The organism is Streptomyces sp. 1114.5 (genome assembly GCF_003635085.1).
Lineage (GTDB): Bacteria > Actinomycetota > Actinomycetes > Streptomycetales > Streptomycetaceae > Kitasatospora.
Genome location: NZ_RBXE01000001.1, coordinates 2,361,214 through 2,377,505, shown reverse-complemented (window position 1 = coordinate 2,377,505; position 16,292 = coordinate 2,361,214). Strand labels below are relative to the sequence as shown.

Annotated in this window: 18 protein-coding genes; 5 read left to right on the top strand and 13 right to left on the bottom strand. The window is 71.9% G+C overall.

The window, feature by feature from the left end; all coding sequences use genetic code 11:
- The first annotated feature begins 129 nt into the window (after window positions 1-129).
- Window positions 130-579 (top strand): type II toxin-antitoxin system PemK/MazF family toxin, encoded by a 450-nt coding sequence (locus BX285_RS10465; protein ID WP_097240223.1) that lies wholly within the window; start codon window positions 130-132, stop codon window positions 577-579.
- A gap of 197 nt (window positions 580-776) precedes the next feature.
- On the opposite strand, the gene BX285_RS10460 is transcribed toward BX285_RS10465, so the two are convergent.
- From BX285_RS10460 to clpS, 8 genes are all read right to left on the bottom strand, one after another.
- Window positions 777-2,018, bottom strand: coding sequence for an IS4 family transposase (locus tag BX285_RS10460; protein ID WP_121174976.1), 1,242 nt, complete (start codon window positions 2,016-2,018; stop codon window positions 777-779).
- A 67-nt stretch (window positions 2,019-2,085) separates the two neighbouring features.
- On the bottom strand, window positions 2,086-3,054 hold the full coding sequence (locus BX285_RS10455) for a PLP-dependent cysteine synthase family protein (protein ID WP_097237733.1): 969 nt from the start codon (window positions 3,052-3,054) through the stop codon (window positions 2,086-2,088).
- 118 nt (window positions 3,055-3,172) lie between these two features.
- Window positions 3,173-3,451, bottom strand: a complete 279-nt coding sequence (locus BX285_RS10450) for a MoaD/ThiS family protein (RefSeq protein WP_097237732.1) — start codon at window positions 3,449-3,451, stop codon at window positions 3,173-3,175.
- 118 nt (window positions 3,452-3,569) lie between these two features.
- Window positions 3,570-3,689, bottom strand: a complete 120-nt coding sequence (locus tag BX285_RS39180; RefSeq protein WP_310794195.1) for a putative leader peptide — start codon at window positions 3,687-3,689, stop codon at window positions 3,570-3,572.
- Between the two features lie 138 nt (window positions 3,690-3,827).
- Window positions 3,828-4,259 (bottom strand): Mov34/MPN/PAD-1 family protein, encoded by a 432-nt coding sequence (locus BX285_RS10445; RefSeq protein ID WP_097237731.1) that lies wholly within the window; start codon window positions 4,257-4,259, stop codon window positions 3,828-3,830.
- 133 nt (window positions 4,260-4,392) lie between these two features.
- Complete coding sequence (locus BX285_RS10440) at window positions 4,393-5,835, bottom strand: amino acid permease (protein ID WP_121174975.1); 1,443 nt, start codon at window positions 5,833-5,835, stop codon at window positions 4,393-4,395.
- Between the two features lie 222 nt (window positions 5,836-6,057).
- Window positions 6,058-6,630, bottom strand: coding sequence for a DUF2017 domain-containing protein (locus tag BX285_RS10435; RefSeq protein WP_097237729.1), 573 nt, complete (start codon window positions 6,628-6,630; stop codon window positions 6,058-6,060).
- 122 nt (window positions 6,631-6,752) lie between these two features.
- Window positions 6,753-7,046: an ATP-dependent Clp protease adapter ClpS gene (clpS, locus tag BX285_RS10430; RefSeq protein WP_097237728.1), complete on the bottom strand. Its 294-nt coding sequence runs from the start codon at window positions 7,044-7,046 to the stop codon at window positions 6,753-6,755.
- Window positions 7,047-7,186: 140 nt separating this feature from the next.
- On the opposite strand from clpS, the gene BX285_RS10425 reads away from it, so the two are divergent.
- Together BX285_RS10425 and BX285_RS10420 are read left to right on the top strand one after the other, a co-directional pair.
- Window positions 7,187-8,521: a nicotinate phosphoribosyltransferase gene (locus BX285_RS10425; protein ID WP_097237727.1), complete on the top strand. Its 1,335-nt coding sequence runs from the start codon at window positions 7,187-7,189 to the stop codon at window positions 8,519-8,521.
- Window positions 8,522-8,777: 256 nt separating this feature from the next.
- Window positions 8,778-9,368, top strand: coding sequence for an isochorismatase family protein (locus BX285_RS10420; protein WP_121174974.1), 591 nt, complete (start codon window positions 8,778-8,780; stop codon window positions 9,366-9,368).
- 48 nt (window positions 9,369-9,416) lie between these two features.
- Here BX285_RS10420 and BX285_RS10415 read toward each other — a convergent pair whose 3' ends face one another.
- Window positions 9,417-10,421: a hypothetical protein gene (locus BX285_RS10415; RefSeq protein ID WP_097237725.1), complete on the bottom strand. Its 1,005-nt coding sequence runs from the start codon at window positions 10,419-10,421 to the stop codon at window positions 9,417-9,419.
- A 256-nt stretch (window positions 10,422-10,677) separates the two neighbouring features.
- Here BX285_RS10415 and BX285_RS10410 point away from each other — a divergent pair, with 256 nt between their 5' ends.
- Both BX285_RS10410 and BX285_RS37220 read left to right on the top strand, forming a co-directional pair.
- A complete protein-coding gene (locus tag BX285_RS10410; RefSeq protein ID WP_121174973.1) occupies window positions 10,678-11,304 on the top strand; it encodes a hypothetical protein in 627 nt (208 codons plus the stop codon).
- Window positions 11,305-11,840: 536 nt separating this feature from the next.
- Entirely contained in the window at window positions 11,841-12,281 is a 441-nt protein-coding gene (locus BX285_RS37220; RefSeq protein WP_097237723.1) for a hypothetical protein, read from the top strand.
- 39 nt (window positions 12,282-12,320) lie between these two features.
- Here the strand turns inward: BX285_RS37220 and BX285_RS10400 are convergent, their stop codons facing one another.
- The 4 genes from BX285_RS10400 to BX285_RS10380 form a co-directional block, all read right to left on the bottom strand.
- Entirely contained in the window at window positions 12,321-12,890 is a 570-nt protein-coding gene (locus tag BX285_RS10400) for a DinB family protein (RefSeq protein WP_121174971.1), read from the bottom strand.
- A 139-nt stretch (window positions 12,891-13,029) separates the two neighbouring features.
- Window positions 13,030-14,235, bottom strand: a complete 1,206-nt coding sequence (gene mycP, locus BX285_RS10395) for a type VII secretion-associated serine protease mycosin (protein WP_121174970.1) — start codon at window positions 14,233-14,235, stop codon at window positions 13,030-13,032.
- Between the two features lie 86 nt (window positions 14,236-14,321).
- Window positions 14,322-15,767 (bottom strand): WXG100 family type VII secretion target, encoded by a 1,446-nt coding sequence (locus BX285_RS36795; RefSeq protein WP_147465138.1) that lies wholly within the window; start codon window positions 15,765-15,767, stop codon window positions 14,322-14,324.
- A gap of 38 nt (window positions 15,768-15,805) precedes the next feature.
- A complete protein-coding gene (locus BX285_RS10380; protein WP_097237717.1) occupies window positions 15,806-16,270 on the bottom strand; it encodes a hypothetical protein in 465 nt (154 codons plus the stop codon).
- Window positions 16,271-16,292 lie beyond the last annotated feature (22 nt).

Here is a 16,292-nt window from a genome sequence, read left to right as displayed (position 1 = left end):
TGCGCAGAAGGGGCACGGTGGCCGTTCCGTGACGAACCGGGAGCAACGTACGGACAAATACTCAACTGTCACAGCCGTCACGGTGGTGGCGTCCACCCTGGGCCCGGTACGGTTCGCGGCATGAACGGCATGACTGGTACCTGGGTCGTCCTGGCACTGGCCGGCATCGCGCTGGCGGCGGCCGTCGCGGCGCTGCGGGCGCGGCGCACCCGGCCGGCCGCGCGTCCGGCCGGCCCGACCGGCCCGCGGCCGCGCCCCGGCACCAGGGCCCTCCCGGAGCCGCAGGAGATCTGGTGGGCGGAGGTGCCGTTCGAGGACGGCCCGGGCTCCAAGGACCGCCCGTGCCTGGTGCTGCGGGTGCGGGGCCGGACCGCCACCGTCGCGAAGATCACCAGCAAGCACCACGCCGACCGCCCGGGCGTGCTGCCGCTGCCGCCGGGCTCGGTGGGCGACCGGCAGGGCCGGGCCAGCTGGCTGGAGACGGACGAACTGCGCGACGTGCCGCTGTCGGCCTTCCGCCGCCGGGCCGGCACGGTGGACCGCCAGGTCTGGGCCCGGGCGCAGAAGGTGCTGAACTAGGGCCAATACTGCTGATTTAGGTAGTTTTCCGGCTGGTTGAGGTGGCTCGGGTCGGCCCGACCAGTCGGACTGTTGGTGCGTCGGGTCGCGGTTGGTTGGAGTGCTCGGCGCGCTTGAGTGCCCAGTTCGACATCTTGCGTTTGATCACGCGAGGGTTGGAGCGCAACCGCCTTGGGGGCAGGAGCCGTTCGGTTATCTCACGCAGGCTCCGGACGGTAGCCCGGTTGAGTCGGGAGGGGGGAAAGCGCCGCCTGCCCGGTGACGTGGCGGCGGACGATGCGCAGGGTGCGGGTGAAGGAGATCCGGTCGGGATCGTGCCCGTCTCGCAGGGCGGCCTGGTGCATCAGGTCTCGCAGGGCGTGGTGGACCAGCAGGAACGCGAAGATCTCCTGTTCGACCCCGTGCGGGTGCTGGGAGCGCAGGACGAGCCCGGGGCCGCCCTGGTGGTTCTTGATCTCATCGAGTGTGTTCTCGATCTCCCACCGTTGGGCGTAGAGGGCGGCGAGCTCCGGGGCCGGGGCCCGGGCGGGATCCAGGATGCTGGTGATCAGTCGATAGACGGTGCCGTCGCCGCCGTGCGGGCCGAGTGTGTACTCGACGACCCGTACCCGCTCCGGATCCGCCCGCCGGTAGTGGTCCCGCGCCGTGACGATCTCCGAAAGGTAGGAGCCGTCGTCGAGCATCTCGACCACCGGCAGCACGACCACGCTCCGCACCCGCCACAGCAGATCGGCGCCGCCCGCCCTCGCCGCCCGCCACAGGTCCAGGCCGCAGAATCCGCGGTCGGCGAGCACGAGCATGCCTTCGACCAGCGCGGGGAACAGCCGCTCGGCCAGGACGGCCTCGTGGACGGACAGCGGTCCGATCTCGGCGGCGAACACGGCGTGAGTGCCGCACTCGGCCAGGGCCGCGACCCTTGCCTGCGGATACGCGCTGCGGCCCTGACCGCGACTGCTGCCCGGCCTCCCGAAGAACCCGGCGTTCGCTGTCGTGTCCGGCAGGTCGAAAACGGTGCCGTCCACCGCGACCAGCCGCCACCGCCGATACCAGGCGCCCTGTGTCTCACGGACTGCCACCGGCCGGCAGACCCGGGTGAACAGGACCCGCAACGGCTCGGGCCCGAGCCGAAGACGCGCCCGGCCGATCGCCGCCGTCGTCGGCACTCGCCAGGCCCGAGCCCACCGGCCATCGCGCTCCAGCCCCTGGACGAGCAGCCGGGCGACCTCCTCATAGCCCTGCCCGAAGAACAGGCACATCGCCAGGACGAAATAGACCACCACCCGTGCCGGCAGCAATCGATGCCGCTGTTCGACCCGACCGCACTCGGCGACCACCTCATCGATCAACTCGGGCGGATAAGCCCGCGTCAGCACCCCCAACGCGATCCGATCCGAGAGCCGGTCACTCACCGGCGACTTCACCTGTCCAGGCCTTGGCACAACCCAACCAACGACTGAATCGCACCAAAGTCACCGGTATTGGAACTAGGGCCCGTCCGGAACCGGATCAGGCCCAGAGCTGGCCCTGCAGCGCCTCGACCGCCGCCTCGGTGGACTCGGCGGTGTAGATGCCGGTGGACAAGTACTTCCAGCCGCCGTCGGCGACCACGAAGACGATGTCCGCGCGCTCCCCCGCGGCTGCCGCCTTGCGGCCGACGCCGATCGCCGCGTGCAGGATGGCGCCGGTGGAGACGCCCGCGAAGATGCCTTCCTGCTGGAGGAGTTCGCGGGTGCGGCGGACGGCGTCCGCGGAGCCGACGGAGAAGCGGGTGGTGAGCACCTCGGCGTCGTACAGCTCGGGGACGAAGCCCTCGTCGAGGTTGCGCAGCCCGTACACCAGGTCGTCGTAGCGCGGTTCGGCGGCGACGATCTTCACGCCGGGGACCTTCTCGCGCAGGTAGCGGCCGACGCCCATGAGGGTGCCGGTGGTGCCGAGGCCGGCCACGAAGTGGGTGACGGTCGGCAGGTCGGCGAGGATCTCGGGGCCGGTACCGGTGTAGTGGGCGCCCGCGTTGTCGGGGTTGCCGTACTGGTAGAGCATGATCCAGTCGGGATGCTCGGCGGCGATCTCCTTCGCCATCCGCACGGCGGTGTTGGAGCCGCCGGCGGCCGGGGAGGGGATGATCTCGGCGCCCCACATGCGGAGCAGTTCGCGCCGTTCCTCGCTGGTGTTCTCGGGCATCACGCAGACCATCCGGTAGCCCTTGAGCTTGGCGGCCATGGCGAGGGAGATGCCGGTGTTGCCGCTGGTGGGCTCCAGGATGGTGCAGCCCGGGGTGAGCCGGCCGTCGGCCTCGGCGCGCTCGATCATGTGCAGCGCCGGGCGGTCCTTGATCGAGCCGGTCGGGTTGCGGTCCTCCAGCTTGGCCCAGAGGGTCACCAGGCCCTCGTCGTTGCCGGGGACGGCGGCGGACAGCCTCGGCAGGCGGACCAGCGGGGTGTTGCCGACGGCTTCGAGCGGGCTGTCGTAACGCAAGGGGGCCTCCGGCCACGGCGGTGAGGGTCACCCGGCGGTGAAGGCAGCGGGTGCTGGGGGTCGCGGATGGTGAGGGTTGCCGGGTGGCTCCCCCGCCGGCGGCGGGGGAGCCGGTGGATCAGCGGGCGCCGCCGGCCACGGCGGGCAGGATGGTGACGCTGTCGCCGTCGGCGAGGGCGGTGGAGATGCCCTCCAGGAAGCGGACGTCCTCGTCGTTCAGGTAGACGTTGACGAAGCGGCGCAGCTCGCCGCCGTCGACCAGGCGGGCGGCGATGCCCGGGTGGCGGGCGTCGAGGTCGGTGAAGAGTTCCGCGAGGTTGCTGCCGTTGCCCTCGACGGCCTTGGCGCCGTCGGTGTAGGTGCGGAGGATGGTCGGGATGCGGACCTCGATGGCCATGGGTGCGCTCCTGTGCGAGTCGTGGAGTGGGTGGGCCGCAGCGGGCGCGGCGGGACGGCGGTGCCCGGGGCTCGGCGTCGCCGGTGGGGCGGCGGGCCCGGGTGGGGCTGGGCGGCTCTCAGCGCGAGCGCGCGGACGTGCCGGGACAGATCGCGCCGGCGTGCCGGCACAGGTCGATGTGCAGGCGCGCCACGAGGCGGGTGCCCGGGGCCTGGTTGCTCACATCGACGGAACGCATGGGCTCATCGTATAGATTCCCGGGCCCGCTCCGACATGCCCGTCTCGGGATCCGGATGTTCTCGTCCCCAGTGCTGAGACACCGGGGCCCGCCGACCGGTTCGGAACGGTCGGCGGGCGGGGTGCGGGCGGGGGCCGGTCAGGCCGCGTACTCCTCGACGACCTGGACGTCTTCCTCTGTGATCTCGCCGTCCACGATGCGGAACGAGCGGAACTGGTACGGGTCGTCCTCGCCGTTGCCGTCGGCGGTGGAGACCAGGACGTAGTGGGCGAAGGGCTCGGAGGCGTAGCTCACGTCGGTGCGCGAGGGGTAGGCCTCGGTGGCGGTGTGGGAGTGGTAGACGATCACCGGCTCCTCGTCGCGGTCGTCCATCTCGCGGTAGAGCTTGAGCAGGTCGCCCGAGTCGAACTCGTAGAAGGTGGGCGAGCGGGCCGCGTTGAGCATCGGGATGAACCGCTCGGGCCGTCCGCTGCCGGCCGGTCCGGCGACCACGCCGCAGGCCTCGTCCGGGTGGTCGGCGCGGGCGTGGGCCACGATCCGGTCGCGGAGTTCTCGGGTGATGGTCAGCATGCGGGTCAGGATAGCCACGCCCCGGCAGGTGTCTGCCGGGGCGTCCGAGGCGCGGTCGGCCGGTGTCCGCGGTGCGGTCGGCACCCCCCGGCCCAGGGGCGGACCGGGGGCCGGTCAGCCGGACCGGGGCCGGTCAGCCGGCGTCGCGGGCGGGCAGGTGGTCGTGGGCGGTGGCGTGGACGGCCTGCGGGTTGCGGCGTTCGAGGAAGCGGTAGCCGACCACCAGCAGGACGGCCCAGGCCGGGAAGACGTACAGCGAGATCCGGTTGCCCTCGTCGAGGGCGATCAGGACGACGACCAGGGCGAGGAAGGCGAGCGCGGCCCAGCTGACCCAGGCGCCGCCGGGCGCCTTGAAGGTGGGCCGCGGCAGGTGGCCGCCCTTCCAGGCCTTGCGGTAGCGGATCTGGGAGATCAGGATCATCGCCCAGGTCCACAGGCCGCAGACGGTGGCGACCGAGGTGATGTACTCGAACGCCCGCTCCGGGACGAGGCCGTTGAGCACCACGCCGACGCCCATCAGCAGGCAGGAGACGGTGATCGCGACGGCCGGGCTGCGGCGGGAGTTGAGCTTGGTGAGCCGCCCGGGGGCCTGGCCGCGCAGCGCGAGGTCGCGCAGCATCCGGCCGGTGGAGTACATGCCGGAGTTGCAGGAGGACAGCGCGGCGGTGAGCACCACGAAGTTGATGATGCCGGCCGCGGCGGGGATGCCGATCTTGCCGAAGGCGGCGACGAACGGGCTGACGCCGGGCTGGAATTCGGTCCACGGGACGAGCGAGAGGATGACGACCAGGGCGCCGATGTAGAACAGCGCGATGCGCCAGGGCAGGGTGTTGATGGCCCGCGGCAGGGTCTTCTCGGGGTTCTCGCTCTCGCCCGCGGTGACGCCGACGAGTTCGACGCCCAGGTAGGCGAACATGACGATCTGCAGGGTCATCACGGTGGCGCCGATGCCCTTGGGGAAGAAGCCGCCGTTCTCCCACAGGTGGCTGACCGACGCGGTGTCACCGGCCTTGCTGAAGCCCAGGGTGAGCACCCCTATGCCGATCAGGACCATGCCGATGATGGCGGTGACCTTGACCATGGAGAACCAGAACTCGATCTCGCCGAACACCTTCACCGAGATCAGGTTGGCCGCGTAGAGGATGACCAGGAAGGTCAGCGCGCTGAGCCACTGCGGGATGTCCGGCGCCCAGAACTTCACGTACACGGCGGCGGCGGTGGTCTCGGCCATGCCGGTGACGACCCAGAACAGCCAGTACGTCCAGCCGGTGACGTAGCCGGCGAAGGGGCCGAGGAACTCCCGGGCGTACTCGGCGAAACTGCCGGAGACCGGGCGGTAGGTGAGCAGTTCGCCGAGGGCCCGCATGATCACGAAGATCACCAGGCCGGCGACGGCGTAGGAGAGGATCAGGCTCGGGCCGGACTTGGAGATCGCGGTGCCGGCACCGAGGAAGAGGCCGGTGCCGATGGCGCCGCCGATGGCGATCATCTGGATCTGGCGGCTTCCGAGTCCCCGCTCGTAGCCCTCTTCGTCCGGAGTGGTGTCGACGACTTCGTCGGACAACTTCTCGGCCATGCGCACACCGTCCTGGTCGGTCTCGGGGGTGGAGAAGTCGTACCACGCACCATCCGAATAGCGGTGTTCGTCTGAGCGATATTTGAGCATGGCCTGGTAGGGTTCGCCCGATTTTGTGCGGAAAAGCCCCGGCGGATCGTCCACATGCTGGACGAAACCGTCGGGGCTTGCCCGAAAGCGGGCAGGATCACCCCTGAACGTGGGCCGGGATTCAGCTCCCGTTCACCCGGCCATCGCCTCCAGCAGCGACTCCTGCAGCGCCCCCAGCCACAGGTACGCCATCACCAGCGGCTTGCGCTCGTCGCCGTCCGGCAGGTCGTAGAGGCCGTCCTCGTCGTCCTCGGTGACCTCCAGCCGGACGCCGAGGGCCAGCCGTAGGTCGTTCAGCGCGCCCAGCCAGCGCGGGCAGTCCTCGGTGCCCAGCTTGAGCACCCCGCCACCGCCGAGCCCGTCCAGCGCCCGGATGACGAACAGCGCGTCGTCCCGCTTGCGGGCCCGCAGGTCCAGCTCGGTGAAGCGGCGGAACTCCCCGGACGCCGCCTCGGCCTCGCCGTCGTCCGGCTTCTCCGGATCGCCGTAGGCGTCGGGGAAGAACCGGGCCAGCACCGGATCGGCGGGCGCCTCGGTCGGCCCCTCGGCGAACAGCGCGGCCAGCGGGTCGCCGCCCTCCCCGCCCGGCCCGGGGCCGATCAGCTCCAACACCTGCACTTCCAGCGAGCGCAGGATGGAGGCCTCCCACTCGTCCAGCGCGATCACCGCGCCGCCACCGCCGGTGCTCTCGAACAACCCAGCCATCTGTATCGGTCAGCCCGTCTTCGTCGTCGTCGTCGTACGGCCGGCGGTCCGGCGTCGGTCGTACCGCAGCGCCGGTCGCACCGCGGCGTCAGTCGTGCCGCGGCGTCAGTCGTGCCGCGGCGTCAGTCGTGCTGCAGCGTCGCCCAGAGGCCGTAGCCGTGCATCGCCTGGACGTCGCGCTCCATCTCCTCGCGGGAACCGTTGGAGACCACCGCCCGCCCCTTGGTGTGGACGTCCATCATCAGCTTCCGGGCCTTGTCCTTCGGGTAGCCGAAGTAGGCCTGGAAGACGTACTGGACGTAGCTCATCAGGTTGACCGCGTCGTTGTGCACGATGGTCACCCAGGGCGTGTCCGGTTCTGCCACCGGCAGCCCCTCGACCTCGGGGCGCTCGATCTCCGCGGGCGCGACACTCACGCCGGGTCCTCCTCGCTGCACACTCGTCCGTTGCTCCTCAAGCCCCATGCTGCCATCCGGGGGACACCCGGGCGATTCCGACCCGGTCCGCTCGACGAGAAATCGTCACTCTGACGCTAAGTGGTAGTAGCATCATCTCCATGGACGCCACTTCCGTGCGCGCGGCCGGCTCGACCGCGCTCCTCACCGACCGCTACGAGCTCACCATGCTGCAGGCCGCCCTGCGCAGCGGGGCCGCGCACCGCCACTCCGTCTTCGAGGTCTTCACCCGCCGTCTGCCGGGCGGCCGCCGCTACGGCGTCATGGCCGGCACCGGCCGGGTGCTCGACGCCGTCGAGGCCTTCCGCTTCTCCACCGCCCAACTGGACTGGCTGGCCGGCCAGGGCGTGGTCGACGAGGACACCCTGCGCTACCTCGCCGATTACCGCTTCCGCGGCGACATCCACGGCTACCCCGAGGGCGAGGTCTACTTCCCCGGCTCGCCGCTGCTCACCGTCGAGGGCAGCTTCGCCGAGGCGGTGATCCTGGAGACGGTGATCCTCTCGATCCTCAACCACGACTCGGCGATCGCGGCCGCCGCCTCCCGGATGACGGCCGCCGCCGGCGGCCGCCCGGTCATCGAGATGGGCGCCCGCCGGGCCCACGAGCAGGCTGCCGTCTCGGCCGCCCGGGCCGCGTACGTGGCCGGGTTCGCCGCCACCTCCGATCTGGAGGCCGGTTTCACCCACGGCATCCCGACCACCGGCACCGCCGCCCACGCCTTCACCCTGGTCCACGACAGCGAACGGGACGCCTTCCGCGCGCAGATCGCCTCGATGGGCAAGGGCACCACGCTGCTCGTCGACACCTTCGACCTGCGCGAGGCCGTACGCACCGCCGTCGAGGTGGCCGGCCCCGAACTGGGCGCCGTCCGGATCGACTCCGGCGACCTCACCCTCCTCGCCCACCGGGTCCGCCGCCAGCTCGACGAACTGGGCGCCGAGAAGACCAGGATCATCGTCACCTCGGACCTGGACGAGTACGCGATCGCCGCCCTGGCCGCCGCCCCGGTCGACGGCTACGGCGTCGGCACCAGCCTGGTCACCGGCAGCGGCCACCCGACCTGCGCCATGGTCTACAAGCTCGTCGCCCGGGCCGAGACCGAGGGCGGACCGCTGGTCCCGGTCGCCAAGCGCGCGGCCGGCGGCAAGACCAGCATCGGCGGCCGCAAGTGGGCGGCCCGCCGGCCCGACGCCGAGGGCGTGGCCGAGGCCGAGGTGGTCGGCACCGGGCCCGTCCCGGAGGAACTGCGGCCGCACCTGGTGCAGGTGCCGCTGGTGCTGGCCGGCGAGACCGTCGGCCGGGAGCCGCTGAGCGCCGCCCGCGAACGGCACGTCCGGGCCCGGGCCGCACTGCCGCTGTCGGCCACCCAGCTCTCCAAGGGCGACCCGGTGCTGCCGACCGAACTGGCCCTGCCGGCCGACCCGGCCCACTGACCCCCGGTCCCGCCGGCCGGGCCTGACCCTCGCCGGCCGGCCGGGCCGGCGGGCCCGAACGCAGGCCCCGGCCCGGCCACCGGACCGGCCCCCGGGGGCTTCCGCCCCCGCGCGGCACTCCCTAGAGTCAGCCGTAGAGTTCCCCGGAGCTCCCCGAGAACCCCCCGAGTCCCGCACAGCCGGGCCGAGTACTCCCGAGGGCTCCCCCACCGGGGCGCCGCCTCCCGCGGGCCCCCGACATCCGAGGATGCGAGCCATGCACCGGGCACTGATCGTCGTCGACGTGCAGAACGACTTCTGCGAGGGCGGCAGCCTGGCCGTCGCCGGCGGCGCCGAGGTGGCCGCCGCCATCACCGACCTCATCGCCGAGTCCTCCCCCGGCTACCAGCACATCCTCGCCACCCGCGACCACCACATCGACCCGGGCGACCACTTCTCCACCCAGCCGGACTACGTCGACAGCTGGCCGCCGCACTGCGTGGCCGGCACCGAGGGCGTGGGTTTCCACCCCAACTTCGCGCCCGCCGTCATCTCCGGCGCGGTCGAGGCGGTCTTCGACAAGGGCGCCTACTCGGCGGCGTACAGCGGCTTCGAGGGGCTGGACGAGAACAACCGCGGCCCGGTGGAGTGGCTGCGCGAGCGGCAGGTCGACGAGGTCGACGTGGTGGGCATCGCCACCGACCACTGCGTGCGGGCGACCGCGCTGGACGCGGCCCGGGCGGGCTTCACCACCCGCGTCCTGCTGGACCTCACCGCCGGGGTGGCCGCGGAGACCACCTCCGCCGCGCTGGAGGAGCTGCGGGCGGCCGGCGTCGAGCTGGTCGGCACCCCGGTGGTCCGGTCCTAGCGCCTTCCGGCCCGGCCTGGCGGCATCCGGCCCGGCGACACCCCCGGCTCAGACCACCAGCAGCTCCACCACGTCCGTGCCCCCGGCCTGGTACGCCTCGCGCAGCTCGCCGCCGACCGCGTCCGGGTCGGCGGCCAGCCGGGCACCGGAGACGTACACCACGCGGATGCCCAGGTACTCCATCCGGTGCTGGCCGCCGCGTACCCAGGCGGCCTCGCCCTCGCTGACGCAGCGCAGGTCGGAGTCCACCTCCACCGCGACGCCGCGCTCCGGCCAGTAGAGGTCCGGAACACCGATGTAGGTGCCGCCGCACATCCGCAGTTCGGGGGCGCTCAGCGGGGCGGGCAGCAGCCACTCGTCCACCAGGTGGCCGACCCGCTCCAGCACCGCGTCCCGCTCGGCGGCGAGGAGTTCGTCCAGCGCGGCCCGCACCCGGGGTTCGGCGGTCAGCCCGGACTCGGTCAGCTCCGCCACCAACTCCCGTACCGTGCACCGGTTCTCCGGCCGCGCGACGGCCTCCCGCAGCACCTCGCGCACCGGCGCCGCAGCCTGCGGGTCCGCCGTCCACTCGCCCAGCGCGTCCGCGACCGCCCGGGCCACCGGCGCACAGGCCAGGCCGTGCACCGAGCGGGCCACCAACTCCCTTTCGGTGCGCCGGATCCGCACCGCGCCGACGTCCTTCAGGCGACGCTGACGGGGCACCAGGACGTCCACCCCCGTCACCGCGGGCAGCCGGGGCACGGCGGCGAAGCCGTACAGCGCGAGCGCGGCCGCACCGGTGATCACCGCGCCCTCGCGGCGGCCCTCCTCACGGCCGTTCTGCGCGGCGTACAGCAGCGCGGCCCAGATCCGCTGCTCCGGGGTGGGCTCCTCGGACTGCAGCAGGTAGACCCTGGGCAGCAGTCGCTGCCAGGGGCCGCCCCGGCGGCAGTGCCCGGTGATGACCCGGGCCGGCACGCCCCGGGCGCGGAGCTGACTCGCGGTGACGACGTTCTGCTGACGCTGCGCCAGTTCCTCCAGGGACGGCGGCGGCGAGGGAATCCGGTAGCTCATGCCGACACCATCCCCAACCACCCGGACCTGCGACCGAAAGGCTGACGCACTGTTACCCAACCGTCGCGAAACCGGGACCAGCTCGCACTAAAGTCCTCATACCCTCACTCATTTGGAGTAATTGACGCTCATCAGGTTGTCATACCTGATCGAAAACGATTGCCGGCCTGGTTGCCTGACCCAGAGTGACCAACCACATACGGCGAGGAGCCCCCCAAGCGTCAATCGCACCCCAAGGATTGCCTAGGCTTACGTCATGTCACGTGACGAGACCGCCGGCCTCCGCGCGGCCCAGCTCCGCCTCGGCCGCCTGCCCGGATACGTCCGCCGCCCGGACCCGGCGCGCCGCAGCGGCGAGAAGGGCCATACGTACAAGAAGGGCTGGGAGGTCCGCTTCACCGCCCGCAGCGAGGCGGAGATAGCAGAGATCCGCGACCTCGTGGTCGCCGCCGGATTCGCCCCGGCCAGGCCGTTCTTCAAGGGCCACCAGCTCATCCAGCCGGTTTACGGCATGGCAGCGGTGCAGGCCTACCTCGCTGCTAGACAGGCGGCCGAGGAACACGCCGCCCGGGCCGCCCTCGGCCGGCGGCGACGAGCGGCGGGGCGGGCCGCCGGCGGGCACGGCGCCGCGGGTGCGCACCCGGCCGGTGCGCACAGCCCTGGCGTGCACGCGGCCGGCGCGCACGCGGCCGGTCCGCACGCCGGGGGTGCGGCACACCGGTGCGAGCGCGAGGAGGCCGCCGCTGCGGCGACTGCGGCCGCAGCGGCGGCGACCGCCGTGCAGGCGGCCCGACGGCGGGCCGTCGAGACCTTCCCCACCCAGGTCGAACGGGACACCGCCGCCGACCGGATCTCCCCCGCGGAGGCCCGGACGACCTCCTGACGGTCGGACACACCGCCCGTCCCCCCGCCCCGGTCGGCCGCACGCGGGTCCAGGCCGCCGGGGCACGGTCGAGCGGCACGGAGCCATTGGCAGCCGGGGCCGCACACCCCCGCCCGTCGCCACGCCCGGGACCGTGGTGATCGACGCCATGATCGTGCGCGCGGTTGTGAGGGCGGTAGTGCGGGCGCGGGTTCGCGCCGTAGGCGTGGACGTCCGCCGTCGGAACGCCTACGGTGGCACATCAACTGCCTTGCAGCCGAAGCCGTCCACACCCTCTGACCAGCCGCGACACGCTTGCACCTACGCTCCACGCACCACTGCGCAGCACCGCACCGCCGGCCCCGCGCCGGCCCCCCGTCGGCCCCCTGCCCGTCCGCCCCGCCGCCCCGCCGCTCCCGGTCGCACCGGAACCGGCCGGGCGGCGGCAGGTTCCGGGCATTCCATCGGATTGGTCACCCAGCGCACCGAGGGCCTACCGTAGAGTGAGCACAGATGATCGACCGTCAGAAACCCATCTCCCTTTCCGAGAAGACGAGATGACCAACCGTCACACGACTTCCGCCGGACCACCCCCGGGGCCCGGCGAGCCGGAGGACGTACCACTGGAGTTCACCGCGTTCTGCGAACTCCACCGCCCCCGGTACCTCAGCTACGCGCGGGTGTGGCTGACCGAGCACAGCACCGCGGCCGCCGCCGTCCAGCAGGCCTTCGCCGAAATCGCGGTGCACTGGCGCGAGTTGATGGGAAGCGCCAACCCGACCGCGCACGCCTGGGAGATCCTGCGCGGCATCGTCGCCGACCACACCCACCGGGCACCCGCGGCCCCGGACCGCCACCCGGCCGACGACGACCTGGCGATCCTGCACTACGTCGTCGGCCTCGCCGCCCCCGAGATCGCCGACGTCATCGGCACCGACGCCGCCAGCGTGGCCGGGCGACTGCGCCGCACCATGCTGCACGAGGCCTCCGGCTGGTGACCCCGCGCGCCACCCGTCCCGGGCTCGTCCCCGGACGCCTCAGACCCGCTCGCCCGTGACGTCGTACAGGTGGTGCACCGGGTCGTGGATCAGGTACCGGGCGAACGACTCCACCGTGAACCGCGCCCCGTCACTGCGGTTCCCGGTCCGCTGCCACTGCTCGCCGGCCACCCGCTCGAAGGCCGCGGCCAGCGCCTCCGCGGCCTCCGCCAACTCCGCCGCCACCACCTTCGGCTGCTGCTCGCCGTACCGCTCGGCGACGGCCGTCCCGTCCTGGTCCCAGTTCGGGAACACCGGGTCGTCCAGGTCCAGCATCAGGCCCAGCCGGACGTCGAACAGCCGGAAGACGTCCCGGACGTGGCACGCGTACTCCAGCTCCGACCAGACGCCCGCCTCCGGCCGGCGGCGCAGCCCGTCCTCGTCCCCGGCCAGCACCGCCAGCCAGCCCGCCGCATTGGCCCGGATCATCCCCGCCACGTCCTCGCGCACCACCCCGGGGGTGTCCAACCCGCAGTCCGGGCACCGGCGTTCCAGCACCCACGTCCAGTCCTTGGTGTCGGGGACGATCTCCCCGGCGGCAGCGCCAGCGGTGTTCTCAGAAGTGCTCATGGGCCCAGCATGGCGGCCACCGCAGCCACCCCACCAGCGGCAATGCCGCCAGCCGCCGCCGAAATGCTGCCAGCCCACCGGCGCACCGCCCCCGCCGACCTCGCCATCGCCGTCGTCGACCGATCCCGACCGGCGCCACTCACCACCGCCTCCGCCGCCCCCGCACCACCGCAAACACCGACAGCCCCAGCACCACCGCGCCGACCGCCACCGCGGCGATCACCAACCCGGTGCTGTCACCGCCGCTCCCCCCACCGTCGGCCTCCGGCACCACCGGCTCCGCGGAGGGCTGGTCGGTCGCCTCACTCTCGTCGTCACTCGGCGGCGTCCCCCTGGACTCCAGCCGCTTGACCAGCGGATTCTCCCGAGGCCCGGTGTCCACGGCGGGATTCGCCTCCAACGCCTTCGCCGGCGCGAGGACCCCGTAGCCGTAGTGGTTGTCGGGGACCACTGTCCCGTCGCTCGGCGGGGTGGCCGACTTGATCATCCGATTGATCACCTGCCCGGCAGACAGCTCGGGGTACTTCGACCGGATGAGCGCGGCGGTGGCGGAGACGTAGGCGGTGGAGTCGGAGGTGCCAGTCCCGACCCCATAGCTCGTCGGGGATTTGGCCGACGCGTGATAGACCTCCACACCAGGTGCGATGAGTGTGGTCTCAGGCCCCGGTGTGGAGCCATCCCACACGACACCCTTGGAGTCGACTGCCCCGACGGCCACCACCCCGGGAAAGGCCGCCGGATAGTTGACACCCAGGTCCGACCCGCTGTTGCCCGCACTGGCAACCAGCACGGCGTCCTTCGACACCGCGTACGCGACGGCCTTGCGCGCCTGCGTGTCGAACCGGAGAAGTCCTCCGATGGACATGTTGACGACTGTCGCACCGTGGTCCACTGCGAAGCGGATTGCCTCCGCAAGGTCGTTCACCTGAGGCTCGGGACCACTCTCCGTGGTCTTCACCTTAACCGGGAGGATCTTCGCCTTCGGAGCCAGGCCCATCACCCCAGCCGTCCCGCCGTGCCCATGACCTGCGATCAGGCTCGCCATACCGGTGCCGTGGCCGTCGGTGTCGATACGGCCGTCGGATTGGGTGCCGGAGAAGTCTGCGCCGGGAAGCACCTGCCCGGTCAGATCCTGGTGCTCCGAGTTCACCCCACTGTCGATCACCGCAACGACGACGCCCTCGCCCTGGCTGACCGGCCAGACCTTCGCCGCAGCCTCGAAGGTCTTCAGAGCCCACTGTTGGTCCCTGATCTGATCGGCCGATGCTGCCGGTGCGACGACGCTCCAGACCAATGTTCCGGCGGCAAAGGCCGCCGTACCACGCGCCAACCAGCGGCTCGTCAAACCCGGTCACCCCACTCAACGAGGCATCCCGCAGATCACCGACCTGCGGGATGCGATCAGCTCACCCGTCCGGCTACGGACCGGCCTCATTTCACCACGTTCGGGTTGGTCGGCTTGTCCGACGCCCAAGTCTCCTCGTCCTCCACGAGGTAGTCCGGTCGCCTGCCGCTCTTGCCCCGATCCTTCTTACGTCCTTGTGCGCCACCCAGCGCGCCACCGGGCGCCATACCACTCGTGCCCGTGGCACCGGGCTCGCCGGTGAGCCGAGCCCGCGTGCCCAGCCCGGAACCGCCTTCCGTGAAGGCCTCCTTGCCGCGAGCACCTGCGCCTGGCTTTGCCGGCCCTCCGACAACCCCACCGGAGCGTGCCGGGGCATTGCCGGTCTGCTTGGCCCCGGACATTCCACGGCCTCCGCCGCCGATACCTGGAGGGACCTCGCCACCACCGCCGGTGCTGACGCCGCGGCCCCCACGCGGGCTCGGGCCCTCCACCGTGATCTCCCGACCGGAGAACCCCTTGTCACCGAACCCGGTCTTGCTCTGGCCGAAGCCCGGCAGAGCCGATGGACTCTGTGCGGTCGGCCCACCAGGGCTGATGGTCGTCTGCCCGCCGCCACCCGAAACCGGTGCACCGACAGGGCTCGGAGTCGGTGCACCGGTCAGGGCCGACGTCTGGGTTCCGGAGGTAGGGGGACTCGGCACGATTCCACCGGGGCGGGACACCGGGGTACCGGAAATACCCGCGTCAGGGCCACGACCCACGGTGGCCGACGGCTTCGGCGGAGCCTGTGCCGTGCCTCCCTTGATCCCGGAGTCGGTGGGAGCGCTCACGCTCCTGGACGTGGAGCCGGCCGCCGACGGAGGCTGGAAGGACTTGGGTCGCTGCGGCGCAGTGCCGCCTGTCGTCCGCGCCGAGGTTCCTCCAGCCCCCAGCGAGGTGCCCGACATCACCGCAGCCGCCACCGCCGCCGCAGCACCGGGGTCTTCCTGCGCCGTCACGTCACGGGAGTCTTCCTTCCCTCCAGGACGATAGGGCGGCGGAGCCTTCAGGGCCGGGGTCGCGATGCGGTAGTGCATGGCGAGGGTCTGCATGATGGCGGCGGCTTCGGCCTTCTTGCGATTGGCGATGGGGATGTGGTCGTCGCCGTCGCCGAAGAGGGAGGAGACGCCGTCGGCGACGTGGTCCTTGAAGCTGTCCCAGTTGCCGGGTTCCTCGGGCATGTCGTGTTTGGCCTTGGCCATGGCCTCGGAGACGTTGTGGAGGATGTTGGCCGCGTCGTTGGCGTAGGCGGCGGCGTTGTTGATGCTGGCGGCCAGGTTGAGCATGCGGGTGTGGAAGGCGTTGCTGGTGGCGCCTTCCCAGGTGGTGGCGGCTTCGGTGCTGGCCTTGGTGAGGGCGAGGCGGATCTGCTTGAGGGTGTCGGCGGCGTTTCGCCAGGGGTCGCCGGCCGCCATCACCGCGCCGGGGTCGAGGGCCTGCGCCATCGTGCGGAGCTGGGCGTGGCTGTACTTGGTGAAGTCGGTGTAGACCATGGGCGGTTCGCCTCCGTTCGTGGCCGGGCGGGTGGTGGCTAGATGGTGGCGTTGCCGCGGTGGGACGGGGTGAGGTTCTTCTCGTAGGCGGCCTGGCTGCTCGCCGAGGGCTTCTCCACGGACCAGCCGTCGCCGCCGAGTTTGAGCTTGCCGGCGGTGTGCTGGTCCTGTTCCTCGTAGTTGGTGGCGGTGAGTTCGGCCTTGTGCTGGGCGTCGTCGACGGCTTCCTGGAGCTGGTTGAGGACGTCGCGCAGCGCGTCCCGCATGGTGCTGTAGCGGCCGTGGATCTCGGTGGCTTCGGCGAAGGTGCCGAAGGCGTTCTTGCCGAGGCCGCTGCGCCCGTGGGTGTCGTTGCCGTCGGCGTGTTTCTGGAAGTCGGCGAGCAGGAGCCGTACTTGGCCGGCGAAGGTGCGGAGCTGTTCGACTTCGACGCGGTAGCCCTGTCCGCTTCCCCCGGTCGATCCGGTTCCACCGGTGCTTCCGGTACCGGTCCCTGATCCCATGGCGGCGCCTCCCCCGTGCGTC